Origin of the sequence: Pontibacter vulgaris, assembly GCF_022758145.1 — a bacterium.
Lineage (GTDB): Bacteria > Bacteroidota > Bacteroidia > Cytophagales > Hymenobacteraceae > Pontibacter > Pontibacter vulgaris.
Genome location: NZ_JAJVDH010000002.1, coordinates 378787 through 404502, shown reverse-complemented (window position 1 = coordinate 404502; position 25716 = coordinate 378787). Strand labels below are relative to the sequence as shown.

At 46.0% G+C, this 25716-nt stretch carries 26 protein-coding genes; 20 read left to right on the top strand and 6 right to left on the bottom strand.

What is annotated here, in order from left to right; genetic code table 11:
* Positions 1–82 precede the first annotated feature (82 nt).
* The 3 genes from LWP20_RS02805 to LWP20_RS02795 are packed head-to-tail and all read left to right on the top strand — an operon-like array spanning position 83 to position 2693.
* The gene (locus tag LWP20_RS02805; RefSeq protein ID WP_242926589.1) at positions 83–1102 is read left to right on the top strand and encodes a DHH family phosphoesterase; all 1020 of its coding nucleotides are present in this window, start codon (positions 83–85) and stop codon (positions 1100–1102) included.
* A gap of 26 nt (positions 1103–1128) precedes the next feature.
* Complete coding sequence (locus LWP20_RS02800; RefSeq protein ID WP_242926588.1) at positions 1129–2088, top strand: FKBP-type peptidyl-prolyl cis-trans isomerase; 960 nt, start codon at positions 1129–1131, stop codon at positions 2086–2088.
* A gap of 32 nt (positions 2089–2120) precedes the next feature.
* Positions 2121–2693, top strand: a complete 573-nt coding sequence (locus LWP20_RS02795; protein ID WP_242926587.1) for an FKBP-type peptidyl-prolyl cis-trans isomerase — start codon at positions 2121–2123, stop codon at positions 2691–2693.
* A gap of 62 nt (positions 2694–2755) precedes the next feature.
* Here LWP20_RS02795 and recO read toward each other — a convergent pair whose 3' ends face one another.
* Genes recO through LWP20_RS02775 form a run of 4 tightly spaced genes read right to left on the bottom strand, consistent with a single transcriptional unit; the run spans position 2756 to position 6763 of the window.
* The gene (recO, locus tag LWP20_RS02790; RefSeq protein WP_242926586.1) at positions 2756–3469 is read right to left on the bottom strand and encodes a DNA repair protein RecO; all 714 of its coding nucleotides are present in this window, start codon (positions 3467–3469) and stop codon (positions 2756–2758) included.
* Positions 3470–5803, bottom strand: a complete 2334-nt coding sequence (gene porZ / locus LWP20_RS02785) for a type IX secretion system anionic LPS delivery protein PorZ (RefSeq protein ID WP_242926585.1) — start codon at positions 5801–5803, stop codon at positions 3470–3472.
* 30 nt (positions 5804–5833) lie between these two features.
* Positions 5834–6427 carry a thymidine kinase gene (locus LWP20_RS02780; RefSeq protein ID WP_242926584.1) on the bottom strand — a complete coding sequence of 198 codons (594 nt, stop codon included), beginning with the start codon at positions 6425–6427 and terminating at the stop codon, positions 5834–5836.
* 12 nt (positions 6428–6439) lie between these two features.
* On the bottom strand, positions 6440–6763 hold the full coding sequence (locus tag LWP20_RS02775; RefSeq protein WP_242926583.1) for a 2Fe-2S iron-sulfur cluster-binding protein: 324 nt from the start codon (positions 6761–6763) through the stop codon (positions 6440–6442).
* A 36-nt stretch (positions 6764–6799) separates the two neighbouring features.
* Here LWP20_RS02775 and LWP20_RS02770 point away from each other — a divergent pair, with 36 nt between their 5' ends.
* From LWP20_RS02770 to LWP20_RS02755, 4 genes are all read left to right on the top strand, one after another.
* Positions 6800–7906: a DUF8457 domain-containing protein gene (locus LWP20_RS02770; RefSeq protein ID WP_242926582.1), complete on the top strand. Its 1107-nt coding sequence runs from the start codon at positions 6800–6802 to the stop codon at positions 7904–7906.
* A gap of 298 nt (positions 7907–8204) precedes the next feature.
* Positions 8205–8585 (top strand): hypothetical protein, encoded by a 381-nt coding sequence (locus LWP20_RS02765; protein WP_242926581.1) that lies wholly within the window; start codon positions 8205–8207, stop codon positions 8583–8585.
* Between the two features lie 319 nt (positions 8586–8904).
* Positions 8905–9387 carry a hypothetical protein gene (locus tag LWP20_RS02760; protein WP_242926580.1) on the top strand — a complete coding sequence of 161 codons (483 nt, stop codon included), beginning with the start codon at positions 8905–8907 and terminating at the stop codon, positions 9385–9387.
* Positions 9388–9556: 169 nt separating this feature from the next.
* The gene (locus LWP20_RS02755; RefSeq protein WP_242926579.1) at positions 9557–10549 is read left to right on the top strand and encodes an AAA family ATPase; all 993 of its coding nucleotides are present in this window, start codon (positions 9557–9559) and stop codon (positions 10547–10549) included.
* A gap of 133 nt (positions 10550–10682) precedes the next feature.
* Here LWP20_RS02755 and LWP20_RS02750 read toward each other — a convergent pair whose 3' ends face one another.
* Positions 10683–12014, bottom strand: a complete 1332-nt coding sequence (locus LWP20_RS02750) for a beta-helix domain-containing protein (RefSeq protein WP_242926578.1) — start codon at positions 12012–12014, stop codon at positions 10683–10685.
* A 37-nt stretch (positions 12015–12051) separates the two neighbouring features.
* Positions 12052–14838, bottom strand: coding sequence for a TonB-dependent receptor (locus LWP20_RS02745; RefSeq protein WP_242926577.1), 2787 nt, complete (start codon positions 14836–14838; stop codon positions 12052–12054).
* Between the two features lie 265 nt (positions 14839–15103).
* Between LWP20_RS02745 and LWP20_RS02740 the strand changes: the two genes are divergently transcribed.
* From LWP20_RS02740 to LWP20_RS02680, 13 genes are all read left to right on the top strand, one after another.
* Positions 15104–15253, top strand: a complete 150-nt coding sequence (locus LWP20_RS02740) for a hypothetical protein (protein WP_242926576.1) — start codon at positions 15104–15106, stop codon at positions 15251–15253.
* Positions 15243–16523 carry a porin gene (locus tag LWP20_RS02735; RefSeq protein ID WP_242926575.1) on the top strand — a complete coding sequence of 427 codons (1281 nt, stop codon included), beginning with the start codon at positions 15243–15245 and terminating at the stop codon, positions 16521–16523. Before LWP20_RS02740 ends, LWP20_RS02735 begins: the two co-directional genes overlap by 11 nt.
* A 278-nt stretch (positions 16524–16801) precedes the next feature.
* Positions 16802–17995, top strand: coding sequence for a porin (locus tag LWP20_RS02730; RefSeq protein ID WP_242926574.1), 1194 nt, complete (start codon positions 16802–16804; stop codon positions 17993–17995).
* Positions 17996–18199: 204 nt separating this feature from the next.
* A complete protein-coding gene (locus LWP20_RS02725) occupies positions 18200–19213 on the top strand; it encodes a PstS family phosphate ABC transporter substrate-binding protein (protein WP_242926573.1) in 1014 nt (337 codons plus the stop codon).
* 76 nt (positions 19214–19289) lie between these two features.
* Positions 19290–20165 (top strand): phosphate ABC transporter permease subunit PstC, encoded by an 876-nt coding sequence (pstC, locus tag LWP20_RS02720; RefSeq protein WP_242926572.1) that lies wholly within the window; start codon positions 19290–19292, stop codon positions 20163–20165.
* Positions 20158–21015, top strand: a complete 858-nt coding sequence (pstA, locus tag LWP20_RS02715; RefSeq protein WP_242926571.1) for a phosphate ABC transporter permease PstA — start codon at positions 20158–20160, stop codon at positions 21013–21015. The genes pstC and pstA overlap by 8 nt, the downstream gene beginning before the upstream one ends.
* An 8-nt stretch (positions 21016–21023) precedes the next feature.
* The gene (gene pstB, locus LWP20_RS02710; protein ID WP_242926570.1) at positions 21024–21788 is read left to right on the top strand and encodes a phosphate ABC transporter ATP-binding protein PstB; all 765 of its coding nucleotides are present in this window, start codon (positions 21024–21026) and stop codon (positions 21786–21788) included.
* A 58-nt stretch (positions 21789–21846) separates the two neighbouring features.
* Entirely contained in the window at positions 21847–22542 is a 696-nt protein-coding gene (gene phoU, locus LWP20_RS02705) for a phosphate signaling complex protein PhoU (RefSeq protein ID WP_242926569.1), read from the top strand.
* 462 nt (positions 22543–23004) lie between these two features.
* On the top strand, positions 23005–23646 hold the full coding sequence (locus LWP20_RS02700; RefSeq protein ID WP_242926568.1) for a heme exporter protein CcmB: 642 nt from the start codon (positions 23005–23007) through the stop codon (positions 23644–23646).
* A 159-nt stretch (positions 23647–23805) separates the two neighbouring features.
* On the top strand, positions 23806–24468 hold the full coding sequence (gene ccsA / locus LWP20_RS02695) for a cytochrome c biogenesis protein CcsA (protein WP_242926567.1): 663 nt from the start codon (positions 23806–23808) through the stop codon (positions 24466–24468).
* Entirely contained in the window at positions 24455–24724 is a 270-nt protein-coding gene (locus tag LWP20_RS02690) for a CcmD family protein (protein WP_242926566.1), read from the top strand. Before ccsA ends, LWP20_RS02690 begins: the two co-directional genes overlap by 14 nt.
* Before the next feature lie 97 nt (positions 24725–24821).
* Positions 24822–25145, top strand: coding sequence for a hypothetical protein (locus LWP20_RS02685; RefSeq protein WP_242926565.1), 324 nt, complete (start codon positions 24822–24824; stop codon positions 25143–25145).
* 123 nt (positions 25146–25268) lie between these two features.
* Entirely contained in the window at positions 25269–25685 is a 417-nt protein-coding gene (locus LWP20_RS02680; protein ID WP_242926564.1) for a cytochrome c maturation protein CcmE domain-containing protein, read from the top strand.
* Positions 25686–25716: the final 31 nt, after the last annotated feature.

Here is a 25716-nt window from a genome sequence, read left to right as displayed (position 1 = left end):
CCCGATTTTATTGTTTTAGAAGTTATTTCTTCAGAAATTCGCGCCTTATATCCTTATTAATCAGAGGATTTATTCTGGCAGTATGCATGATATCAACGCTCTGAAAGAGCTTTTAAAAGAACCTAAAGAGGTGATGATCACCACACATCACAAACCGGATGCCGATGCACTGGGATCTTCTTTGGGTTTGGCAGGTTATCTTAAAAAGAAAGGCCACCGGGTTACCGTTATTACGCCTTCAGATTACCCTAACTTTTTAGAATGGATGCCCGGCAACGATGATGTGCTGGTATATTCTGAAAAAAACGATGAGCTGGTGCAGCGCATCGTAAACGAGTCGCAGGTTATTTTTTGCCTCGATTTTAACAACCTGTCGCGCATAAACGAGATGGGCGATTATATCCGGAATGCAAAAGGCACCAAGGTACTGATAGACCACCACCTGCAGCCCGAAGATTTTGCCGACCTGGATTATGCCAATACCAATGCCGCTGCCACTGCCGAGCTTGTTTATGACCTGATAAAGGCAATGGGCGACGCCGACCTGATAGATACCAACATTGGCGAGTGCCTGTATGCTGGCATCATGACCGATACAGGCTCGTTCCGACACCCAAGCACCTCTAAAAATGTGCACCTGATTATTGCCGATCTGCTGCACATCGGGGTTAATACTTCTAACATCCACCGCCTGATATACGATAGCTCATCGGAGCTGCGCCTGCGCTTTCTGGGTTTTGCCTTAAAAGATAAACTGGTAGTTTTGCCAGAGTATAAAACTGCTTATATGGCCATTTCGGCTGATGAGCTGAAGGCTTATAACTCTAAAACCGGCGATACCGAAGGCCTTGTAAACTTTGCGCTTTCTATTGAAGGTATTGTGTTTGCAGCTGTTATCATAGACCGTACGCAGGCTGTTAAAATGTCTTTCCGCTCGGTAGGCAATTTCTCTGTAAATGAGTTTGCCCGTGCGCACTTTAACGGCGGCGGTCACCGCAACGCAGCCGGCGGCATGTCTACCGACACGCTGGAGGCTACCGTAGCTAAATTTGAAAGCCTGTTGCCCCAATATAAGGAGCAGCTTGCCAACTCAATCAACTAACGAATTATTACATCAACCTACAATCCATGTTATCTAAAACAACTAAACTACTGTTGCCAGTACTAGCTGGTGCCCTTATGCTGCAGAGCTGCGGCAAAAAAGATGAATTTATTACTAACGCGAATGGCTTAACTTATAAGATCTATTCGCAGGATAAAGACGGCAAGTATGAGCCTAAAGGTGAAGTTGCTGTTGGCGATTCTTCCGGTGCTAAAATCGGACAGGTGGTAACCATGCACATGTCTTACCGCAACGCCGAAGATTCAGTTCTTTTTAACTCACGCGACCAGCACCAGCCAATTATGATCCCGGTGATGGAGCCAACATTTAAAGGCTCTCTGGAAGAAGCACTAACCATGCTTTCTCCTGGCGATAGCGGTGTGTTCAAGATCAACGCTGATTCACTTTTCGCTAAAACTTTCGGCCAGCCAATGCCTCCGTTCATCAAGCCTGGTTCACACCTTACTTTCTTTATCAAAGCTGAGAAAATTCAGTCGAAAGAGGCTGCTATTGCTGACCAGCAGAAAATGATGGAAACGCAGATGAAAGAAGCTGCTGTACGTGCTGAAAAGCAGATCAAAGTTGATGATGCCAAGATTCAGGAGTATATCAAGAAAAACAACCTGCAGAATGTACAGAAAACTCCATCAGGCGTTTACTATGTGGTAACAGAACAAGGCAAAGGCGCACAGGCTAAAGCCGGCGATATGGTTTCTGTACACTACAAAGGCACTTTCCTTGATGGTAAGGAATTTGATTCTTCTTACAACAACCCAATGTCAGGTGGCCAGCCGTTCCAGTTCCCGCTGGGTCAGGGCCAGGTAATTAAAGGCTGGGACGAAGGTATTGCCCAACTGAAAAAAGGCAGCAAAGCTATACTTTTAGTACCTTCTCCGCTGGCTTACGGCGAGCAGGCACGTGGCAAAGAAATGCCGGCTAACTCTATCCTGCGTTTCGACGTGGAGCTTGTTGATATTAAAAACTAATTAAAGTAGCTGTTACATTACCAGCCAGTACTATGAGCTTACTAACCTTTATCCAAAGCGCAGCAAAACGCAACACACTTTTAAATGTGTTCTTTTTCTTAGCATTAGCCTGTTCGCTTACTGCCTGTGGCGGCGACGATGACTATTTCAAGTCTCCTTGTCTGCCATCTGAAACCGAAAAGCAGGCCCAGAAAGTGCTGGATGTTAAAGCCATTAAAAAGTTCTTGCGCGAGAATAATGTAGATACCACTCAAATGAAGGAAACAGCTTCAGGTATACATTATCTTCCGATTACGGCAGGCACGGGTGCTCAGGTAACTACCGGCAAAACGGTGCAGGTACATTATATAGGCAAGCATTTATGCGCTGGCCTCCCGTCTACCTGTACATTTGATGAGTCTTACTCCAGACAGTCGCCTTTTACTTTTACAGTTGGAGCCCGCCAGGTTATAGCCGGTTGGGAAGAAGCGCTGCCGCTTATGAAGGTTGGCGAGGAAACAAGATTCTACATTCCGTCTTACCTGGCTTATGGCCCATGTGGTAATAGCGCTATCGGTCCGAACGAGATACTTGTGTTCGATATTAAAGTAGTTAAAATACTTTAACAGGAGCTTACTCTTAACTAATGCAGAAAGGGCAGCGCTTACGTGCTGCCCTTTCTTTTTTTTTACTCTGATAATACTTCTGAAAGTATAGCCAGCGATTTTATCTCGCCCAGTTTATCAACGTGAAGCTGGTAATACCGGATAAGTACCGATAATAACTCGCGCCGTACCCGGCCATTTGGTATCTCTACAGGTTCGGTTGCATGCAACAACTGATCATAGTATACTTCCAGCGCCTGCAGTGCCAATACCGGCGGCGCACTGGTAAGCGATTGTGCATTTGCCGAAAATGCTACCTGCTCCACTATCTCTTTGCCTGAACTTGGCCCGAAACCTAAATGGTGGCTAAGTTGAAGTAAGAACAGCAAGTGAAAATTCTCAAAGCCCTGTTCCTGTTCATCAAAGTAAATAATGGCATTAAACAGGAAGTTAAATAACGGCTGGTTTTCCTCTTCTTCTTTTACCGTGCGTGCCACCACCTCCGACAAAAACAATAAAATGCTACTCTTCCGGATATCGAACGGAATGGTAGCGAAAGGATAGGCGCTTTTATACTCTGAGATGCGCGACAGGCCGCCTTTATGCGAAGTATAAACCACCAGGTCCAGCAAGGTAAAGGGCTGAAACAAGGCAATTCGGGAGCCTGTACCTTTTTTGCGCACACTGTTTACGATGTACGATTGCACACCCAACTGCTCGGTATAGATCTTAGTGATGATGGATGATTCCCGAAACTTGATATAGTTTAGGACGATGCCTCTTGTTTTTACTAACATTTACTCCAGTACGGCTATTTTACTAATGCAGGTTTGTGCTCCCTCTTCATCAGAGCTCATAACTAAGTATACTCCGGCTTTCACGCGTTTTCCGTTGTAACTGCGCGCATCCCAGGTGGCGGTGCCGCCGGCTGCTTTTGTTTTATACACCAACATTCCGCTAATATCGGTAATGCGCACCTGGGCATTATCGGGCAAACCGGATATCCCTATCAAACCAGAGAAATCGGGCCGCACCGGGTTCGGAAAAACCATAGCACAATCAGGAGTACCTTCAGTTATAGTTGCCCCAGCTCTGTACGAAACCATTCCTGCATCTGTACCTATAAAAACTTCGCCACTCTTATGTTCAACAGCAACCGTGAGCACATTATCTGAAGGCAAAGGGCTGTTTTTAGTATTGAAATGATGTATAAGTTCATCGCCGGTTGGGCCGAAAAGCCAAAGCCCCTGTTCTGTGCCTACCCATTTTCTGTTGCCGCCATCTATAGTTATTGCCTGTACTTTTTGCCCCGCCAGCAGCGGCCGCTGGTCTATAATCGGTATGCGCGCCTCGTACTGTTGCGAAGAGAAAACTGCGCTTGTATTGTAAAATACCCCTACGCCACTTGCAGTTCCAACCCAGATGTCGCCATTCAGGTCTTTGGCTATGCTATGTATACTTCCGTTTGGCAAGCCTCCGTTTCCATTACCGGCGCCTAAAAAACGAGTCTCTTGTCTTTCGTTATCATAAACAACCAAACCACTACGGTTATTACCACTTCGGCTTATAGTCAGCCATTTATAGTTATTATCACCCAATACAAGGTGCTCTAAATTAGAACCATCGGCTATACCCGGAATGGTGAAGGCCTGCCAGCTGTTATCGGGCCGCAGCACATGCAGCCCGGGCGCATTGGTTTGCTGGTTACGGTTAACAGCCCATACATTTCCTTTTGCATCTACAGCCACTCCTGTTACCCGTACAAGGTTTGCATTGCCTGAGGTGCCCAGCAAAGAACTGTTAGCTGCGTTGTATAGTTTATACTTGCCCAAGCCACTCCATTCAAGTAAACCGCTGCCATAAGAAGCAAAGTATAACTTATTTGTAAGCGGGTTAAAGGCAGCTGCAACCAGGTCGCGGATTACCGGGAAAGCAGACGGATCAGGATAAAGGTGTTGGTTATAACTCTGCCACTCGCCGTTGCTATACTTGTAAAAGCCTGCCGTCAGGTTCTGTGGTGCGTAGGTTTGAGTATAGCCGCCGCTGAGTGCGTATACTTCGCCGTTAGTTGCCAAAAGCTTAAAAACATTGCCTGCATAAGGGCCATTTGGCACAAAAACAGTTGCATCCTGTGCGTTGGCTATACTTTTCCTGACCAAGCCTTGCTGCCGGTCAGCGGCCCAAAGTATGTTATCTGTTCCTGCTATTGCTTCGGCAGGCTGCTTCAGTTTCTGATTATCAACTTGGGTGATTTTCTGCTGCTTATCCAGGAGTAGAACATTTGTGCCGGAAACTATACCCAGGTAGTTAGCCGATGTGGTAAGCGAAGTTATTCCGGCATCTGCTTCTGCACTTGTTTTCTGCCAGCTTTTGCCCTCAAGAATATACAACCCCTGCTGGGTAGTGCCTGCATATACTTTGTTGCTGAACGCTGCAATGGAAGTTACTGCCGCGCCGCCAGGTAACCCTGTATTGAGGTTGCGCCAGCTGTTAAAGTCTTTCAGGTTTGAATTTAGGCGGTGGGCTGCTAGAACGCCCGAATTGGTGGCCAGGTAGATACTGTCGTTCAGGATGGCAGCACTGTTTATACTTACTGCAGTGCCGTTAGCGCCCAGGTCTTTATACGTGTCTTTAATTTCCTGCTTTGCCAGGTCAAGCACTACTACACCAAAACTACAGGACAGGTAAGCCTGCTTGTTATGGATGTAAATGTGGTTTATACTTTTGACGCCCGTAGTCTGTAGCCTCAGAAGATCATCAAGGTTTGTGAAACGATTATTCTGCAGCAGATCTATACTTGCGTTGGTGTAGGCAATAACCAGGGTTGCTGTAGCCATATCGTAGCGGATAGTGCTGATGCGTTGCTCCCGCAGGCCATCTACTTTTGATATAGTTTGCGTGTTGTTGTACGCCTTGTCGTAATAAAACAAGCCGTTATCCGTAGCGCAATACACTTTATCGCCAGCCTCTGCTACAGCGCGCGCCTGCTGGTAGGGCACATGCGCCTGCCACTCGCCTATGCCAATTTTACTTTGCCCATAGTTTATGGAGCCACACAACATCAGCACTACCCAAAGTATAAACTTAACGTTCAGGAGCTGTGCAAAGGGCTGTTTGGCTAAGTATAACATGGCTTCTGAAACAAGGGAAAGTATAGCGGCTTACTGCTTTTGCTTCATGCCTTCTAAAAAGCAATGGCGGCAGCGGGCTTCGTAAGAATCAGTTTCGCCGAGCAGTACCTGTTGCTCTGAGGCATCGCTGCGGAAAGAGTAGGTGGCAATATCACCGCACTGCACACATATTGCATGTACTTTGGTAACATACTCGGCCACGGCCATTAACGCTGGCATCGGCCCGAAAGGCTTTCCTAAGTAATCCATGTCCAGACCTGCCGCAATTACTCGCACACCACTGTTTGCCAGCTTCACGCATACTTCAGCCAGGCCTTCATCAAAAAACTGGGCTTCATCTATACCTACCACATCGCAGCTACCACCCAACAAGAGCATATCCTGGGCAAAATCTATAGGCGAAGAACGTATGGCATTGGCGTTATGCGATACCACATCCTCGTCATGATAGCGTTTATCCAGGGCTGGTTTAAAAATCTCCACCTTCTGTTTTGCAATCTTGGCGCGGTTAAGCCGGCGAATCAGCTCTTCAGTTTTGCCCGAAAACATCGATCCGCAGATCACCTCAATCCATCCTCTCCTGTGTGCGTGGTTATCTTTGCCTACGCGCGGTTCAATAAACATCTATAAAAAAACTTAAGCGGTGTAAGTTAAGTGTGGTAACTTGGTCTGGTTAGGTACTACGCCCACGGCATCGCCGTTCTCTAATGTACACTGGCAGGTCAGGCGTTCGTTATCCTGTAAGCGGCCATTGTTGCGGTACCTGGTTTCTGCAGCTGTAAGCGGGCCAAAATGCTGTAACCCCTCGCGTACAATAATGCGGCAGGTAGTGCAACGGCCCTTGCCTCCGCAGGCGTGCATCCAGTCGATGCCTTCAGCCTGCAGGGCCTTCAGCAACGTTTGACCTTGCGCCACAAATACTTGGCGGCTGGCAAGGTTTTGCACAACTAACTTTGGCATATTTTTATAACTTTACAGAAGAAAGACATCCCCCAAATGGAAGACAAATATAATCAATTACACCTGGATCGTTACAGTAAAGAGCTGGCAAATCTGCTTTGCGACCGTCACTTTGCATCGCATGATGTTATTAACGGCCTGCAACTCATTGGCTTTACACCTATCAGGCAGGTAAACCTGTTTGTAATAAAGGAGCTCCTGCTGAAGTGGCACCATGAAATGGCAAATCTGCGCAGCCCGTATTTTGATTATGAAAACGAGGAAGTAAAAGAGGCACTGCTGAATTTCATGAATGTGCTGTCGCGCAAGATACTGATGAAGCGCAACGCATTTGAGCCCCTGCTGCAGAAAGCCATTTACGACACGTTTATAGTTGCGCTTAACCCGGCAGCTACCTTAGAGGAAAAGTTTCTCAGGATACAGGAGGAAATTACACTTCCAAAGCTGCAGGATAACCTGAAGTATATTGACTTGGACAAACAGCTGTTCGCTGGTTTTGTAGACACACTGTCGCCATCAAACCGTGACCGCGAGTACATTCTGAGCCGCTTTAAACTATACATTAACGCAAACCAGGCCAACCGTACGCCCCTGAGTAATTTAGTAGCCCAGTTTAACAGCCTGCTACCTATAAGCGAACAGGAGGTTATCAGCCCGGCTGTAACGGTACCGCCAATAGAGACCTTTGCCAAACCAACACCTGCTGCTCCTGAAGAAGAAAAGGACATTGTAGCACCAATACACATGGCGCAGCGTGAAGCTACCATAGTGCAGCGCCCCGCTACTGTGCCTGCTGCAGAGCATAATATAAACGAGCGTTTCCGAACTGAAAGCAAGCCAACCCTGAACGAAAACTTCCGGAAGGCAGCTGCGAATGCTTCGTTAGCCGATTCTCATAGCAACCGCAAGATCGAGTCGTTGAAAAACTCTATTTCCATTAACCAGCGTTTCAGCTTTATAAATGAGCTCTTCGATGGCGATAACCTGTCGTATTACCAGGCTATAATGGCTTTAGATGAGTTTGCTAACCCTGAAGAGGCCCAGGATTTTGTTACCCGTAACCTGGCCAGCAAATACGACTGGAGCCGCAAAACGGAAAATGTAAACAAGCTCTTGAAACTGATAGAACGTAAATTTGCGTAACATCGGCAGCTATTATACTTTAAGCCCCTTCTAACGGAGGGGCTTTTTTTATGTACCCCGGTAACCGTTCCGGTAGAGGCCCGAAAGTGATAAAATCAGCTGCCCGTTAAAAAAAAGTAACTGCTATACTTTTGCAAATAAGCGCAGCAAATACTAATTATGCAGTTAGCTTGTGCATTGCAGGCGGCCAAACTATACTTATCAGGCCAATATGTTGTTGGCTAAAAAAGTATAATTCAACCGTATCCTAGCAGTCGCAGGCTCGTAATATCAACTTACATAAACTTTTATATTAGCCATGAGAGACGATTTCGATTACGAAGATGAGTTCAGCCACGATTTTGACGAGGAGGAGGATGACGATTTAGGGATGACATTCGAGGAAGACTTATACCTGATGATTCGGGAGAGACTCCGTGACACAATCCAGGAATTCAAGCCTAAATATCCTTCGCTGAAGAAACTTGAAAGCGCTGTAAGTTCTTTTAAAGTAAACGCCAAGAACACCGACGATTCTAAGTTTTACCCGTTGGCGGCAAAGCTACTGAGCGAACACATTAAACCATTACTAGAAGAGTCGGAAGAAATTCAGGAGATTTATGATAACATGCAGCTGGATGTTGCGCGTTTCAAAAATCAGCGTGCTCATGGTTTTGAAGGAGAATTCTACCTTACCTAAACACTATACTTAGCTTAAGCATCACAAAGCTCCTTTTGCACGGCAGAAGGAGCTTTTATTTTTAGCGCAGCAAAATTATTTTATATAGCGGTTAAACTATTTATTTAAAAGCCTGTCAATAACCATGGCATGTTTTATGCTTAAGCCTTTATTAATCCATACTACGTATACTTAAATTAATAAATGAAGTATACTTATTTATCAAACATTAAAATTTTATCTTTGTAGATAGTACTTGCAACCTTTTGAATGCTTTTGGTATCTACAGTATAGATAATTAAAATACACTGTGCTTCTGACCCTTTTACACTACCCGAAATTGAACAAACTTAACGCTTCACCAGCTATGGCGAATGCAAAATTACTCGTGGGCGAACAATACCTCCTGCAAACAGTTGATGATAAGCTGGCGCTTACCACGCACCGGGTTATCCGGAAGCGTAAACCATGGGATCTACGTGGCACGCAATCAGTTATGCTGGAAGATATACTGAAGTGGGAAATGAAGACAACCGGCAAAACAGCCTACTTAGGATTGAGTGTTGCATCGGCCCTGTTTGTATACTTCAATGATTCGTTCGCGCTTATCAGTGGCTTTTTCCTGATGCTTTATATCATGACACGCCAGCGCCGCATTCATATAGTTGCCCCTAACACTGTACTTGTATTGCCTTTGGAAGTAGAAGAAACCCGCGTTGGAGCCCTTATACAAATGGTGCGCCAGGCAAAAAAAGATCGTTTGGCATCGCTTCAGAAAACAGAGCCTCAAAAAACAAAACCACAGCAAGTAGAAGTATCCTGATCTCTACTTGCGTATGATCTTACCAGATAGCACCCCTTGCCGGTGCTATTTTTATTTTAGCCCATTCAAGCCGCTGTCTTATAAAACATTGCCCCTCTTCTGAGCATTTTCTTGAATGTAATGTGTTATAGTTACTATATTTAAGCGTTATAAATCCAAAGCAAGACGCATGGCAGTAGAAGAATTGATGTACCAGGATAAGGTAAAGGCGCACCAGCTTAAGATAAAACAGGTATTTAGTGAAGTGGGCAAAGTGGTAGTGGGGCAGTCGTATATGGTAAACCGCTTGCTGATCGGCTTGTTTACAGGCGGTCATATTTTGCTGGAGGGTGTGCCCGGCCTTGCCAAAACACTTACCATCAACACACTTTCGAAAGCCTTGCATCTGGATTTTCAGCGCATTCAGTTCACGCCCGATCTTTTGCCTTCCGACCTGATCGGCACCATGATCTATAACCAGAACGCTTCTAAGTTTGAGGTAAAGAAAGGGCCGATATTTGCCAACCTTATACTTGCCGATGAGGTTAACCGCTCGCCTGCTAAAGTACAGTCGGCGTTGCTGGAGGCTATGCAGGAAAAACAGGTAACTATAGGCGAAACCACTTTCAGCTTAGACCTTCCCTTTTTAGTATTGGCTACCCAGAACCCGGTAGAGCACGAAGGTACTTACCCGCTGCCTGAAGCCCAGGTAGACCGCTTTATGATGAAAGTATACATCGATTACCCTAAAAAAGCGGACGAACTGGAAATTATGCGCCGCATGGCCAACATGTCTTTCAGCGATACCGTTTCTAAGGTGCTTTCGCAGGAAGATATTTTTGCCATCCGTAGCGAGATAAACCAGGTACAGATTTCTGAAACGCTGGAGAAGTATATTATAGAACTGGTGTTTGCCACCCGGCGACCAGCCGAGTACGATCTGGCTGAATTTGCAGATTACATTCAGTTCGGGGTTTCGCCGAGGGCAAGTATAGCCCTACACCGTGCCGCCAAAACTGTGGCTTATTTTGATGAACGCGATTATGTGTTGCCCGAGGATATCAAAGAAGTAGCGCACGATGTAATGAACCACCGCATTATACTTAACTATGAAGCCGAAGCCGACGGCATTACAACCAAGGATTTCATAGAAGCCATACTTCGCAAAGTACCTATCAGTTAATAAGGCAAGCCTATCCATAAAAAAACCCACCTGAACAGGCGGGTTTTGCGCAGCACGGGAGACTAAGCCGTACTGCTTCGGCTGGCACACTATTTCTCACCAAACATGTGCAGCCTTATTTAAAATTCTACACTTAGTATTCTGTATTGTTTGGGTCAAAATTCGTCCAGCCGGCAGTCCAGTCGGTTGTACCGAAAGCGCCTCTGTAAGCAACGGTTTCAAACCCTGTAACGCCCTCGAAGCTTGCACCTGAAAGCAGCTCTGAACCTGAACCAGGCAGGAAAGTTGGCGCTCCGGACTGCTTGAAAGATCCATCTACTTTTACATCTGAGTTAGCTGCTTTTTGCATATTCGTATTGTTAGCAAACCAGGCAGTAATATCAAATGTACTGTTGCTGGCCAAGTTTAGCGCCCTAGTTGATCCTGAAATTACGTTGCTCTTAAACTTAAACTCATTGTTCTTCGCGCCGTTTTCTACAGCAGCACCATCCAGGTAAATGCCTTTCGGCCATCCTGCGATCAGGGAGTTGTATACTGATATCTTCGTATTTTTCTTGAAGTGGATGCCGCTGCCATAGTTGGAGTTCACACTGGCACCTGAAGTAGCTATTGGACCGAATAAGCTCACGTTGGAAAATTTAGCTGAAGTAAACGGAGCAGCATTATCGCCAGCCTTGTTGTTATCCGACTCAAAACCATTCGATTTAGAACCATCTGCTACGTTCGGGTCGCTGATGCCAACTACATACTGCACCGTGCCTGCATAACCATTGTCGGTATCAAACATATCGTCCACGGTTTTGTAAGCTACCAGGTGCTTTGCATTTACAGTGCCACCAAACCATTCAAAAGCATCGTCTCCGCCAAAAGAAACCTGCACAAAGTCCAGCTCAGTGCCGCTGCCCACTCCACCCAGCGTAATGCCGTTTATCTCGTTGTCGGGCTGGTAGGCTATACCTGCAAACTCAACGCGCACATACTTCAGCACGCCCGAATTATCTGCTGCGTCGCTGCCGCCATACAACCTGTCTACGCCTCCTTCTATAGCGCTTGAGCTGCCAGAGTTTACAGGAGCTTTACCAAGTATAATTAACCCGCCCCAGTCGCCGGCAGCACGCGTGCCTTTTGCCTGATTAGATGTAAAAACGATTGGCTTATCTACGGTGCCACGGGCTATGATTTGCGCACCGCGTTCTATGATCAGAGAACCTTTTGTCGCCTTATCGCCTTTTATGATGGTACCTGGCTCTATTGTTAATTTAGCCGGCGCCTGCACGTATACAAATCCTTTCAGCAGGTATTTTTTATCGGCCTTTAAAGTCATGTCAGAAGTAATAGAACCTGTCAGCTCCACAACGCCTGTCGTCTGTTCGATAGGTGTAACAGTATCTTCTCCGTCTTCTTTGCAGGCGACTGTGGCCACACCTAATAAGGCGAGCAGTAATAATGTGCTTACTTTTTTCATGGTTAATAAAATTGGGGTTAAGGTTGATTAGGTTGTTTTAGAATCTATAGTTGATGCCTAGCGTTGAGTAGCTTCCGCGTTTGAAAGTCGTAAAGTCCTCGTCGGTGCTGTTGATGCTGGCGTTTCTGTCTGAGTCCTGGACAAACCGTACTTTCTGGTTCAGAATATCCTGGATGCCGGCTTTAATTTCGAAGTGCTCACCTATACCTTTTGTTACAGAAAGGTCGATCATGTTGCGGGGCATTTCATACACCGTAGGTGCCTGGGCATCACCAACAGTAAAAATGCGCTTGCCAATTACATTGTATAACAAGTTCACCTGCAGGTCGCGGGCATCGTCCTGGTAGTATAAACCGGTGTTAACGATGTAAGGCGACTGGCCATACATGGCTCTTTTTCGCTCCTGCCCTTCCGTTTGCTCTCCTAAATCCACATTGCTTTTTATCAGCGAAGCGTTCAGCACAAAACTCATGTTTTGGATCAGGCTGCGGTCAGATAGGTTGAGGAAAGATTTCCTGATCTCTGTTTCCAAACCATAGCTTTGTGCGCTGCTGGCATTGCCTGGTTTATAGATGGGGTTGCCCGCTGTCGGGAGGCTATAGACTTCTATCGGGTTTTTGAAGTACTTGTAAAAAGCGCCTATTGAAACAACCTCCGTAGGGTTCGGGTAAAACTCGTAGCGCAGGTCTGTGTTATGGATAGTGGCTGTAGTCAGGTCGCTGTTACCTTGTATTTCTGCATTCAGCTGGAAGTCGTAGTAGGCAAACGGTGCCAGTTCCCGGAACTCCGGACGGTTTACGCTCAGGCTGTAGCCCCCTCTAAGCAAAGTGCGATCGCTGAAATTATAAGTGGCGTTTAGCGAGGGCAGCACGTTCGTGATCGGGTTATTAACTTCTATTTTGCCGCTGCCATACCTTGATGAGTTTAGCTGTTGCCTGTTATACTCCACACGCACCCCACCCGACAGGTTGAGTTTGTTTAAAGGCAGTACGCCGCCTACATAACCCGCTACCAGCGTATTGGCCGCATCGTAACGGTCGGTGGGGTTGGTACCTTCTTTCAACGTAAATCCAGATGCGCTTATATGCTCCGGATTAAAAAGCTGGCCAAGCGGCAATGTCAGCAGGTTATTGTCAAACTGTGCTGCATTAGCTATAGTATAAGACATCCAGCGGGCATCAAACTCCCTGCTTTTGCGCTCTGCATAAAAACCTGCCCGTAGCTTTGGTTGATTGGCTGCAAGGGTATCTTTACCTGCAAATTTCCGCTCTGCCTGGCCACCGGCCATTACCGTATTTTCCTGCATTTTGGAGTAGAAACGGCCAGCATCAAATGTATTGGCATCGTAAGGTATGATCCAGCGGAAGGGTTCGTTGCTGCCTATGTTGCGCTGCGATCTGATGCGCTTGTAATCCGGTTCGTTGCGGTTGGTATAGTTGTAGCCTGCCGTCCAGGTATAAGTGGTAAGCTCTTTATCGTGCGTTCCCTGTAACTGACCCGAGTAAATGCTTCTGCTTTCGTAGCGTTGGGCGGTGTTGCGCACATCCACATCTTTGCCCTGCAACTCCTGCCCGCTACGCTCTATTACCTGTGTCTGGCCTAGCTGGTTAAACAGGTTTCTGAATTCGATCTTGTTGTTATTGTTTAGCCTGAAAGCCCAGTTACTGATAAGACCCAGCCGGACATTGCGACTCGATTCGGTATCGTTATACTTATACTCTACAGGGCTTTGCTGCAGCTGTGCATCATAGGCCGTGTAGCGGAATCTTTCGGCGTTAATAAGCTGGCTGGTGTTGCTGTAAGACAGTGCCGTTAAGTTGCTTGCCTCTGTATCGCCTACATAAAATCGACGGGTCAGACCAAAAGACAGGCGCTGGTCTGGCAGGGCGGTAGTTTTGTTAATCCCCCAATTGCTGTTCAGTTGTTTAGCAGCAGTTTGTATACTTTCGCCACCGGCATTGTTCAGGTTAGCAGGAAAAGCGCCTGGCAATGCTCTGGCGCCATCATCAAACCCAAGAAAATCTGTTTTACCGCCTTTATAGGTACTGATGTTGTTAAACGTAGTGCCGCTGCGGTATCCGCCGGACAAACCAAAGCTGGTAGTATTCTCGGTAGCAAAATTTTTGGTATATACTTTAATTACACCGCCCCCAAACTCGCCCGGCAGTTCCGGTGAACCAGACTTGAACACCAGGATCCTATCTAAAACGCTTGTTGGAAGTATATCAAATGAGAAAGCCCTTGAATCTGGTTCTGTACTGGGCGTCAGGGCATCGTTCAGCATTACGGTGTTGTAGCGCTCGCTTAGTCCGCGTATCATAATGTAGCGATCGTTCATTACGGTTACGCCCGGTATGCGGCGCACTACGGCCGAGGCATCCCTGTCCAGCGATTTGGCAATCTGCTCACCCGACACACCGCTTACTACAACCTCGCTTTTTTTCACGTCCTGCAGGAGGGCCATATCGGTATTTGTCTGGCGTGTTGCTACAATCTCTACCGTTTGTATCTCTGTGGTATTTTCTTCGAGCTGTATATTAAGTATAGTTGGCTGGCCGGGGTTTATTTTTATACCTGTACTTTCGAAGGGCTTGTAAGAGAGAAACGTAACCGAAGCATTATATACGCCTGCCTCCAGTGGCAAGGTATAGTTTCCGTCGTAGTCGGTGGTGGTGCCTTTACCTGTGCCTTTAATAAAAACCACTGCCCCTATTATTCCTTCTCCGGAGGCCTTATCGGTTACCCTGCCTTTTAAAGCTGCCTGCTGGGCAAAACCATAAACTGTTGTTGTAAGAATTGTGAGAATTGTAAGTAAAAACTTCATAGCGATGTACTGTTGTTTAGTCTCGCTGCAAAAGTAGAGTAGCTGTTTTACCTGAAGTTTAAGCGGAAATTATGATAGCGTTAAGCTTTGGCCGGTAGTGTTAAATTGAGTTTAAGGCAATGTTAAGTACAGGTTAAATCCCATCGTTCTCACAAGCATTAAGGCTGCCATTATACTTCCTAATTTATACTTACAGAAGCATTTAGGCCAGTTGACTTGGTAACAATAAGTTAACCTTGGGGTAACAATCAGCTAATACTGGATAATGAATTTTGTAACATCGGAAGCAGAAAGTGCAAGGGATTTCACACGCAGGCATTTATACTTTCCGGAAGCTGTTGCCTGCTGCGACTGGACCCCGCAACAGGACGAGACTAAACAGTTAAACTTTTATCTCACCCAAAATGAACATTGAGAGAATTCTTGCAGCCCTGGCTATGGCAGCTTGCTTTAGTGTAAGCAATAGTGTTGTGGCACAAACCACCGACACCACACAAACCACCCCTGCTGTGCAGCCGGTTATGCAGCAGGCTCCTGCTCCTGAAAAGCCGAAGAAAAAATCCTGGTACGAGATCATCTCGATACGCGGCTATGCGCAGATCAGGTATAACCGCCTTTTAGAAACCAACTCTAAACTTAAGTGCGACCAATGCGACAAGTCGCTGGGCGAAAACGGCGGATTGTTCCTGAGACGTGGCCGCCTGGTATTCAGTGGCAATGTAAGCGACCGCGTATACTTCTACATTCAGCCTGACTTTGGTTCTTCGGCTTCTTCTACCGCTTTAAACTTCTTCCAGATACGCGATGCATACTTTGATGTGTCTCTTGACAAACAGAAGGAATTCCGCTTCAGGATAGGACAAAGCAAAATACCGTATGGCTTTGAGAACCTGCAGTCGAGTAGCAACCGCCTTACCCTTGACCGAAACGATGCCCTCAATAGTGCGGTAGCTAACGAGCGCGATCTGGGTATTTTCTTTTACTGGGCTCCGGCAGAGATAAGAGAGCGTTTCTCAATGCTGACCGATGAAGGCCTGAAAGGCTCCGGCGACTATGGCGTGTTTGGGGTAGGTATTTTTAACGGACAAACAGCCAACAAACCTGAGGCTAATAACTCACAACATGTGGTAGCACGCGTATCATACCCATTGCAGGTGGGCAGCAAACAGATCATCGAGCCAAGCTTGCAGGCCTACACAGGCAAGTATACCATAACTTCTGATCAGTTATCGGAAGGTGTAACCATTGCTTCGGAAAGCGAGGCTAAAGATGGATTTAAAGACCAGCGCATAGCAGCCTCGCTGGTAGTATACCCGCAGCCATTTGGTTTCCAGGCAGAATATAACATTGGCAGAGGCCCTGAGTTTGACGCGGCCACCTCAACTATAAAAGTAAAAAACCTGCAAGGTGGCTATGCTCAGACCATGTACAGGTTTAAGGTGAACGAGCAGGTGTTTATCCCCTTTGTAAAGGTGCAGTATTACGATGGCGGCAAAAAGCATGAGCGCGATGCAACCAGCCATACCATGTATGAAACCGAGGCCGGGATAGAGTGGCTTGCTTTCAAAAACCTGGAACTGACTGCCGATTACAGCATAGGCGACAGAACAACACGCAACGCAGCCAATCTAAATAACCGCCAGCATGGCAACCGCCTGCGCCTACAGGCCCAGTTCAACTTTTAGGGTATAAACCCACACATACCGAAACACCTGCAGTTTACTAAAAGCTGCAGGCGTTTTGTTTATACTTACCCCTATCCATCTGGTAACAATAAGTTAACACTGGGGTAACCTTGAAGTAACAGTAAGATACTTATTTTGCAGCGTGATAAAGCAGTAAAACGCAGCCTGACTAACTGCCCTTATTGCCACATCACAAAGTATAGTATAGCCTTATACGGACTCTACTACAACATATTGTTTAGCGTATTAGGATTAGTTCTCACCATAACCATAGTACCATGAACTTAAGTATCAGTTTTCGGGGTATCTTATTAACAGGTACCCTGGCGTTACTAACATTTAGTAGCGTAAGTGCCCAAAGTATAAATGAATCCAAGTTTGGCAAAGGAGTACAGTTTGTAGCTGCCGACTCTTCGTTCAGCATGAGATTGGGTGCGCGTTTTCAGCTACTATACCAGGGTGGCCAAAACCCATCTACAGACAACTGGGATGATCGTTTTCTTATCCGCAGAGCCCGCCTCAAATTTGATGGTTTCGCCTTCTCTCCTAAGCTGGAGTATAAAATAGAGCTGGGACTTGCCAACAGCGACATCGGCAGCGATATACCAGACCAGACCAACAACGCGGATAATATTATACTTGATGCCGTTGCCAAATGGCAGATGACGCCCAACCTATCACTTTGGGTGGGCCAGACGAAATTGCCGGGTAACCGCGAGCGTGTAATCTCTTCACAGAAAATGCAGTTTGTAGACCGCAGTTTGCTTAACGCCCAGTTTAACCTGGACCGCGACGCAGGATTGCAACTTCACCACGAACACCAGTTGGGTACAGTATTGCTGCGTGAGATAGGCTCTTTAAGTATGGGCGAAGGCCGCGACATTACCGTGAACAACGCAGGAGGCTACGATTATACAGGTCGTGTAGAAATATTGCCTTTTGGCGAGTTCGAAAGCGAAGGTGATTATGTAGGCGGCGATCTTGTAAGAGAACAAACTCCTAAACTATCAGTAGCAGCTACGTATGATTATAACGACAATGCCACCAGATCGCGTGGACAGCTTGGTCATTTCCTGGTTGCCGAGCGCGACCTGCGCACTGTGTTTGTAGATGCCATGTTCAAGTATAAAGGTTTCTCTACTATGGCCGAGTATGCCAACCGCAAAGCCCCTGACGGAGCAGTTGTAGAGCGCGATATAGATGGCACGCCACTGGAGACTTTTGTAACCGGTAACGCTCTAAACCTGCAGGCAGGTTACCTGCTCCCGACAAACTGGGAAGTAGCCGGCCGTTTTACCAACTATGAAGCCACTGCAAATACAGGCCTGCGCGACCAGAAACAATACACCCTGGGCTTATCGAAGTATATTGTAGGGCACTCGCTTAAAGTACAGAGCGATGTTACATTAGTAAACGAGCAAAGCCGAGACGATCGTTACCAGTTCAGACTTCAGATGGAGCTGGCACTGTAACTAAATTTAACAATAATATAATATTGACTTGTTTTTAGTCTGCCGGATAGTCTTTCTATTTGTACTGCAGAGCAAGTATAAAACAAGTATTTAACCCTTTCAGTATAACACTCTGATTTACACATTTTTTTGATTTAAAGTAACCCAGATTGTTAATAGAAGTTTATCTCAAGAAATTATAAACCTTACTAAAAACAAAAGCTTATGTCAAATTTTAGGCTTACTTACACAAAACTGAACCTTGCTATACTTTTAGGTGGTAGCTTACTTTTAGGTTCTTGTGGTGGTGATAAGAATACTAAAGAAGGTGAAGCAGGAACCTCAGAAGTTGCCGGCGATCTTTCTGGCAGCATACAAATAGATGGCTCCTCTACAGTTTACCCTATTACAGAAGCAGTAGCAGAAGAATTTCGTGCTGAGGCTCCGGATGTAAAAGTTACAGTTGGTGTATCGGGCAGCGGTGGCGGATTCAAGAAATTCTCGCGCGGCGAAATTGATATTGCGGATGCATCGCGTTCTATAAAGGCATCAGAAGACAGCCTGGCAAAAGCTAACAATATCAGCCATGTAGAGCTATCGGTAGCTTACGACGGCCTAACTGTAGTGGTGCACCCTGAAAACAACTGGGTAAAAGACATAACTGTTGCCGAGCTGAAGAAGATATGGGAGCCTGCTGCACAAGGCAAGATTAAGAAGTGGAACCAGATCCGACCAGAGTGGCCTGACAAAGAAATTCACCTGTACGGTGCTGGTGTTGAGTCTGGTACTTACGATTACTTTACCGAAGCTATCGTTGGCAAGAGCCACTCAAGCCGCGGCGATTATACTGCCAGCGAAGACGATAATGTACTGGTACAGGGCGTATCTACAGACCCGCTGGCGCTTGGTTTCTTCGGTTATGCTTATTATGAAGAAAACCAGACTAAACTGAAGGCTGTGCCGGTTGATGATCAGAATGATGCGAACGGCAAAGGTGCTATACTTCCGAGCATGGAGTCTGTTAAAGATGGTTCTTATGCACCACTTTCCCGCCCATTGTTCATTTATGTAAACTCTAAGGCAGCTGCGCGTCCTGAGGTGGTAAACTTCGTAAACTTCTACCTGGATAATGCTGCCGCACTAAGCCAGGAAGTTGGTTATATCCCGATGCCTGCTGAAAAGTATAAAGAAGAGAAAGCAAAGTTCCAGCAGTTTGTATCTGGCGCAGCTAAAAAATAAAATCTTTATCTAAGTATAAAATCAACGCCAAATGCGGCTTCTGCTGAAGTCGCATTTGGCGTGTAAAAACTTTCCCTTGAGAGTACAAGAGCGAATTATTGAAGGGCTGCTATGGTTATCCGCCGTGATCACCATACTCATTACAGCAGCCATTATCTGGGTTCTGCTGTCAGAGTCAGTCAGCTTTTTCAGCGAAGTATCCATAATTGATTTCCTGACAGATAAAGAATGGACGCCGCTGTTTGCCCAGAAACACTTTGGTATACTTCCGTTGGTGGCAGGCACATTGCTTACTACAGCTATTGCCATTGCGGTTGCACTGCCCATTGGTTTAACTATAGCTGTATACTTAAACGAGTATGCGCCCGGCCGCTTTAAGCAAACTGTAAAACCTTTGCTCGAGATCCTGGCTACTATACCAACCGTAGTGTATGGTTTTTTTGCGCTTACTGTGGTTACGCCATTCCTGCAAAAAATTATCCCGACACTGGCTGGTTTCAACGCACTATCAGCGGGTATTGTAATGGGTATTATGATCATTCCGATGATCTCTTCGCTGAGTGAGGATGCGATAAGTGCAGTGCCGCGCTCCTTGCGCGAAGCGGCTTATGGTATGGGTTCTACCCGTTTACAAACTGCTTTCGGGGTAATGGTTCCGGCGGCATCGTCAGGTATAGTGGTATCGGTTATACTTGCTATTTCCAGGGCCGTAGGCGAAACTATGATCGTGGCTATTGCAGCAGGTCAGCAACCGCGACTTACCCTAGACCCTACCGTACCCATCGAAACAATTACCACCTATATTGTACAGGTAAGTCTGGGCGACGTTCCGCATGGCTCGCTGGAGTACCGCACCATTTTTGCAGCGGGTATCACGCTCTTTATTTTTACGTTTGCGCTGAACAACCTCAGCTTCTGGATCAAAAAGAAATACCAGGAAAAATATGACTAACTCAGATAAAAACAGGCTGAAGGACAAAGCTTTCCAGGTGTTTGGCATATTCTGCACCTTCATTGGCCTGGTTGTGCTCGCTATCTTTCTTATCGACATCCTGATAGAAGGCATTTCAAGAATAGACTGGGATTTTATTACCAGCTTACCATCCCGAAGAGCCAGCCGTGCCGGTATACTTACTGCCTGGGCAGGTACCCTCTGGATTTTAGGGCTCACCTCGGTTATTGCTTTCCCGCTGGGCATTGCTGCCGGCGTTTACCTGGAAGAGTATAGCAAAAAAACAAAACTGGCTAACTTTTTAGAGATCAACATCGCTAACCTGGCGGGTGTACCCTCTATCATTTATGGTTTGCTGGGTATGGAAATCTTCGGCCGTATACTTGGCTTAGGCGGAAGCCTTTTGTCTGGTGCACTTACGCTGTCACTGCTTATACTTCCGATCATCATTGTAACTACCCGCGAGGCTATAAAAGCTGTGCCCCGAAGTATACGTGATGCCTCCTATGCGCTGGGTGCTTCTAAATGGCAAACCACCTGGAACCAGGTTCTTCCGGCTTCGTTTGGCGGTATACTTACAGGCATCATACTTTCCCTTTCCAGGGCTGTGGGCGAGGCCGCACCGCTTATCGTGATTGGTGCCCTGGCTTACGTGCCGTTTGTACCTACATCACCCACAGACGAGTTTACCGTATTGCCGATTCAGATCTTTAACTGGACATCAAGGCCGCAGGCAGACTTTTTAGTTAATGCCGCAGCTGCCATTATTATACTACTTTTAATTACATTTATACTTAATGGCATTGCCGTATACTTGCGCAGCAAGTGGCAGAATAAAGTTAAGTGGTAAAAATAACCATGAGTAAGAAACCCTATAAATTAGAAGCCCGAAACCTGAATGCCTTTTACGGCGGTTTCCACGCGCTTAAAGACATTAACATTGCCATGGAAGAAAAGGCTGTAACAGCTTTTATTGGTCCATCAGGCTGTGGTAAATCTACTTTTCTGCGCACCCTTAACCGCATGAACGACTACATCGATGGTTTTAGAGTAGAAGGTGACATTCTGCTGGATGGCCGCGATATCTATGGTAAAGATGTACGTGTAGACGAACTTCGCAAAGAAGTAGGTATGGTTTTCCAGAAGCCAAACCCCTTCCCGAAAACTATTTTCGAGAATGTGGTTTATGGCCTGAAAATACAAGGCATAAAAGACAAGAAAGTACTTACTGAAGCTGCTGAAAGATCATTACGCCAGACAGCGCTTTGGGAAGAGGTAAAAGATAAAATGGACAAGTCGGCACTTGCCTTATCTGGTGGCCAGCAGCAGCGTTTGTGTATTGCCCGCGCACTTGCTATTTCGCCATCGGTAATTTTAATGGATGAGCCAACCTCAGCCCTTGACCCGATCTCGACTGCTAAAATCGAAGAGTTGATCTATGAGCTGAAGAACGATTATACCATCGTAATAGTAACGCACAACATGCAGCAGGCCGGCCGCGTTAGCGACCAGACTGCGTTCTTCTACATGGGCGAACTAGTTGAGTATGCCAAAACGAAGACCATGTTTACCAGCCCGAAGCATGAGCGTACCCAAAACTATATTACAGGACGCTTCGGGTGATTTTTATACTTGTTGCCAAAGTATAAAGTATGTTATCAATCTAAAAAGAGACTAACGAATGAACCATATAGATGTAGAACTTAGTGGCCTGAAGGTTAAGTTAATGGAAATGTGGGACCTGGTAGAGTATCAGTTGCAAAGTGGCCGCGATGCCATGCTGAACGCAGATCAGGAACTCGCCCGGAAGGTGGTAAAACTCGGCAAAAAGGTAAACAACTTCGATGTGAAGATAGACCGCATGTGCGAAAACCTGCTAGCTCTTTACACCCCCGTTGCCGTAGACCTGCGCCTGGTACTGGCCACCCTTAAGATCAACGCAAACTTGGAGCGCATTGGCGATACAGCAGAAGGAATTTCTATGTTTGTTCAGAACCGTAAAGCTCCGTTTAACCCTGAGATACTTGAAATAACGAAAGCGGTGGTGATGTTCGATGAGGCGTTAGCCATGTTCCATGATTGCCGTGTTGCATACAAATCTAATAACACTGATCAGGCACGCGCCATGCTGAAGCGCGATAAAACGCTGAATAAGATCTATCGGAAATCTGAAAGCATTATTGCCAAATACCTGCGCGATAACCCGGATAGTATTGAAGAAGGCCTGACATTGCTTTCTATTATTAAGAAACTGGAACGCGTAGGCGACCAGGTCACTAACATTGCCGAGGAGATCATTTTCTACCAGGATGCCAAAGTAGTGAAGCATAAGACAAAGAAGAAAGACAAAAACAACAACAATAATCAGGAAGAATAACCGGTTAACTATTGCCTGGTTATAAGTACGATTCCAAAGTATAAAGCACGAGCCAAACCGGTTCGTGCTTTATTGTTTTATACCTTGCTGTCTTATGAATATTGAGAACACGGGTTCGTAACGAGCGTAGCGCTGAGGGGTTAATGTGATTAGATAACCAGCAAGTATAAAACTATACTTCCAAACTTTAGCCGTTGCCCAAAAGACCTCACAGCGTTTGCAAAACCTGTGATCGTCTATGCCAATGCCGTTGTTCCATAGCCAGACCTAGCAGGAACTACGCATGCTGCCAGGTCTTAATTCTAATTTAGATCTCTCGCTGTCACCCGAAATAGCACTATAGTATAACTTTTAAAACTGATACATATCATCAATCCGTAACAAACACTACTTTCTCATTTAATTGTGTCGTAACTTTGCAGCAAAATTAAAAAAGTGCTGTTAAAAGAAGTTTTATCCTTGATGCAGAAGGACTTCGTGCTGGAGTGGCGGCAGAAGTATGCCTTCAATGGCATGTTGCTATATGTCAGCAGCACCGTTTTTGTATGCTACCTGAGCTTTGGCCTTCGCTCCAACGTGCTTACAGTACCTGTCTGGAACGCTGTGCTTTGGATCATACTTCTGTTTACATCGGTTAATGCTATTGCCAAAAGCTTTATGCAGGAAAACCGCGGAAGGTTGTTATACTTTTACTCTATCGTCAGCCCGCAGGGAGTTATACTTTCAAAAATACTCTACAATGCCTGCCTGATGCTGGTTCTGGCGCTTATCTGCTTCGTGTTTTATGCGTTTGTGCTTGGAAACCCGGTGCAGGATGTACCCATGTTCCTGCTATCAATTTTGCTGGGAGCTATCGGGTTCTCCACCTCCCTTACCATGATCTCGGGCATCGCATCCAAAGCAGCTAACAGCAGCACACTTATGGCAGTACTCAGCTTCCCAGTTATTATTCCAATGTTGCTGATGCTGATAAAAATGTCTAAAAACGCGCTGGATGGCCTTGACCGCGGCGCCAGCCTCGACGAACTGCTTACTTTGCTTGCCATAAACATGATCGTTATCACTGTTTCTTATATTTTGTTCCCGTACCTTTGGCGTTCGTAATCTTTAAGACACAAGGCACTGGGCGCACGACTTGAAATAAAGGCAAAAATGTTAAAAGCGAAGAAGGAGTTAATAAATCTTTATCAAGAACCAGAACAGGGCTTCATCTGTTTTTCAGGAAAAGTCTAACGTCTTGTATCTTACATCTACTATCTGAATATGAAGAATTGGTGGAAAATTCTGGCAGTGCTATTACTGGTTTTTACCGTTGTGGCAGGCTTGCTTACCGAAGTACCACGGCTGGCCATCCTTAACGAGACAATTCGTAATTTATACTTTCACGTGCCCATGTGGTTTGGCATGATCCTGATCCTGCTAGTATCGGTGGTATATTCTGTTAAATACCTGCGCAACCCAAGTATAAAAAACGATGTGATTGCCTTTGAAGCGGCTAAAGTTGGTATCCTGTTTGGCGTGCTGGGTATTGTTACCGGCATGGAGTGGGCTAAATTTACCTGGGGCGAATACTGGAGCAACGACCCGAAACAGAACGGTGCGGCTATTGGCTTGCTTTTATACTTTGCTTACCTGGTACTGCGAAGCTCTTTTGCCGAGCAGCAGCAACGTGCCCGCATCAGCGCAGTATATAATATTTTTGCATTTGCAGCGCTCATCCCGCTACTGTTTATACTTCCACGCCTCACCGATTCGCTACACCCTGGTAACGGCGGCAACCCCGGCTTTAACTCCTACGACCTCGACAATCGCCTGCGGCTTGTATTTTACCCGGCTGTTATCGGCTGGACACTGCTGGGCATCTGGATCGTGAACGTAAAGTCAAGATTAGAATTATTGAAACAACGCTTATATGAAAATCATTAAAATAGTGGCCTTGTGGTGCTTTATACTTGTTGCCACGTTAGGCGCCCAGGTTGCGCAGGCCCAGACCGAATATGTGGCTACTACAGCCGGAGCCGATGTTGAAATGGCCGATGCCCTGCGCCAGGACGGTAAAATTTATGTAGTAGTTGTAGTGTTACTGACGGTGCTTATCGGGATGATCATTTACCTGATTGCCTTAGATAGAAAAGTAACCCGACTGGAAAAGCAGCTGAAAGACGACCTGGTGAACAGATAATACCAGCGCTTAGAATAACAGCAGAAAATAAACTATAACGGGCAGCCAGAAGGGCTGATGTTTGCGTAATATGCTCATCTATGTTTAAAGAATAACGATGAGCATCACCCTAAACCCGAATTTATTTGTTTCGCTAAGTCCCTTAGACCATGTGAAACCACACCCGATCAACGATGGACATTTTGACCCGGCCTATGCCTATAAAGTATTGGGCGTTTATAATGCCAGCGAAACATCGGAGTGTTTTTTTATACTAAGCAATACCAGCCGCCAAGTATGGTTTATTTCGCAACGACACCTGCGGGCCTATAAACTTATCGAGTGCGACGAGTTTTTTGTAGAGATCGACCAGGCAAAACAGGTATTAGACGACAAGAACAGTATTGAAGCCAGAGTCAGGCCTATTACCAGCACTATCTAAAGTATAATTTCGCTGATATGTGCCTCTCTTGTCTGGTATAAATAGTTTTAAACAGGATGGATTTAAAAACATCCGTTAGGTGTTAGGCTAACAGAAAAAGAGTACTTATACTTTAACTTAAAGATGAAAAAGTCACATATCATCGGAATTATTGTTATCGCATTGGCTATAGGCATTATCATGACTACAGCAGGCGATGCCAGTACGTATGTTTCCTTTGGCGAGGCCATTGAGCGCGCCGAAGATGGCAATACAACCAAAGTACACGTGGTGGGTAAACTTAAAAAAGATGCAAAAGGCCACATTGTAGGCATGCAATACGACCCACTCGTTGATCCGAATTACTTTTCCTTCACCCTTGTAGACACAAACCGCTTTGAGCAGCGCGTGGTGTACTATAACCCCAAACCACAGGATTTCGACAGATCAGAGCAAGTAGTAATTACCGGCAATATGCAGAACAACGTGTTCGTGGCCGATAAGATCCTGTTGAAGTGCCCATCCAAGTATGTGGAAAAAGAAGTAACAGCCAGCATGTAATTTATAGTGCCCGGTTAAAAGTCGAAGTTAT

Excerpts from the sequence above, each read along its gene's own strand:
- LWP20_RS02805 (WP_242926589.1), top strand. The coding sequence starts at position 83 with ATGCATGATATCAACGCTCTGAAAGAGCTTTTAAAAGAACCTAAAGAG.
- LWP20_RS02800 (WP_242926588.1), top strand. The coding sequence starts at position 1,129 with ATGTTATCTAAAACAACTAAACTACTGTTGCCAGTACTAGCTGGTGCC.
- LWP20_RS02795 (WP_242926587.1), top strand. The coding sequence starts at position 2,121 with ATGAGCTTACTAACCTTTATCCAAAGCGCAGCAAAACGCAACACACTT.
- recO (WP_242926586.1), bottom strand. The coding sequence starts at position 3,469 with ATGTTAGTAAAAACAAGAGGCATCGTCCTAAACTATATCAAGTTTCGG.
- porZ (WP_242926585.1), bottom strand. The coding sequence starts at position 5,803 with ATGTTATACTTAGCCAAACAGCCCTTTGCACAGCTCCTGAACGTTAAG.
- LWP20_RS02780 (WP_242926584.1), bottom strand. The coding sequence starts at position 6,427 with ATGTTTATTGAACCGCGCGTAGGCAAAGATAACCACGCACACAGGAGA.
- LWP20_RS02775 (WP_242926583.1), bottom strand. The coding sequence starts at position 6,763 with ATGCCAAAGTTAGTTGTGCAAAACCTTGCCAGCCGCCAAGTATTTGTG.
- LWP20_RS02770 (WP_242926582.1), top strand. The coding sequence starts at position 6,800 with ATGGAAGACAAATATAATCAATTACACCTGGATCGTTACAGTAAAGAG.
- LWP20_RS02765 (WP_242926581.1), top strand. The coding sequence starts at position 8,205 with ATGAGAGACGATTTCGATTACGAAGATGAGTTCAGCCACGATTTTGAC.
- LWP20_RS02755 (WP_242926579.1), top strand. The coding sequence starts at position 9,557 with ATGGCAGTAGAAGAATTGATGTACCAGGATAAGGTAAAGGCGCACCAG.
- LWP20_RS02750 (WP_242926578.1), bottom strand. The coding sequence starts at position 12,014 with ATGAAAAAAGTAAGCACATTATTACTGCTCGCCTTATTAGGTGTGGCC.
- LWP20_RS02745 (WP_242926577.1), bottom strand. The coding sequence starts at position 14,838 with ATGAAGTTTTTACTTACAATTCTCACAATTCTTACAACAACAGTTTAT.
- LWP20_RS02740 (WP_242926576.1), top strand. The coding sequence starts at position 15,104 with ATGAATTTTGTAACATCGGAAGCAGAAAGTGCAAGGGATTTCACACGC.
- LWP20_RS02735 (WP_242926575.1), top strand. The coding sequence starts at position 15,243 with ATGAACATTGAGAGAATTCTTGCAGCCCTGGCTATGGCAGCTTGCTTT.
- LWP20_RS02730 (WP_242926574.1), top strand. The coding sequence starts at position 16,802 with ATGAACTTAAGTATCAGTTTTCGGGGTATCTTATTAACAGGTACCCTG.
- LWP20_RS02725 (WP_242926573.1), top strand. The coding sequence starts at position 18,200 with ATGTCAAATTTTAGGCTTACTTACACAAAACTGAACCTTGCTATACTT.
- pstA (WP_242926571.1), top strand. The coding sequence starts at position 20,158 with ATGACTAACTCAGATAAAAACAGGCTGAAGGACAAAGCTTTCCAGGTG.
- pstB (WP_242926570.1), top strand. The coding sequence starts at position 21,024 with ATGAGTAAGAAACCCTATAAATTAGAAGCCCGAAACCTGAATGCCTTT.
- phoU (WP_242926569.1), top strand. The coding sequence starts at position 21,847 with ATGAACCATATAGATGTAGAACTTAGTGGCCTGAAGGTTAAGTTAATG.
- LWP20_RS02700 (WP_242926568.1), top strand. The coding sequence starts at position 23,005 with ATGCAGAAGGACTTCGTGCTGGAGTGGCGGCAGAAGTATGCCTTCAAT.
- ccsA (WP_242926567.1), top strand. The coding sequence starts at position 23,806 with ATGAAGAATTGGTGGAAAATTCTGGCAGTGCTATTACTGGTTTTTACC.
- LWP20_RS02690 (WP_242926566.1), top strand. The coding sequence starts at position 24,455 with ATGAAAATCATTAAAATAGTGGCCTTGTGGTGCTTTATACTTGTTGCC.
- LWP20_RS02685 (WP_242926565.1), top strand. The coding sequence starts at position 24,822 with ATGAGCATCACCCTAAACCCGAATTTATTTGTTTCGCTAAGTCCCTTA.
- LWP20_RS02680 (WP_242926564.1), top strand. The coding sequence starts at position 25,269 with ATGAAAAAGTCACATATCATCGGAATTATTGTTATCGCATTGGCTATA.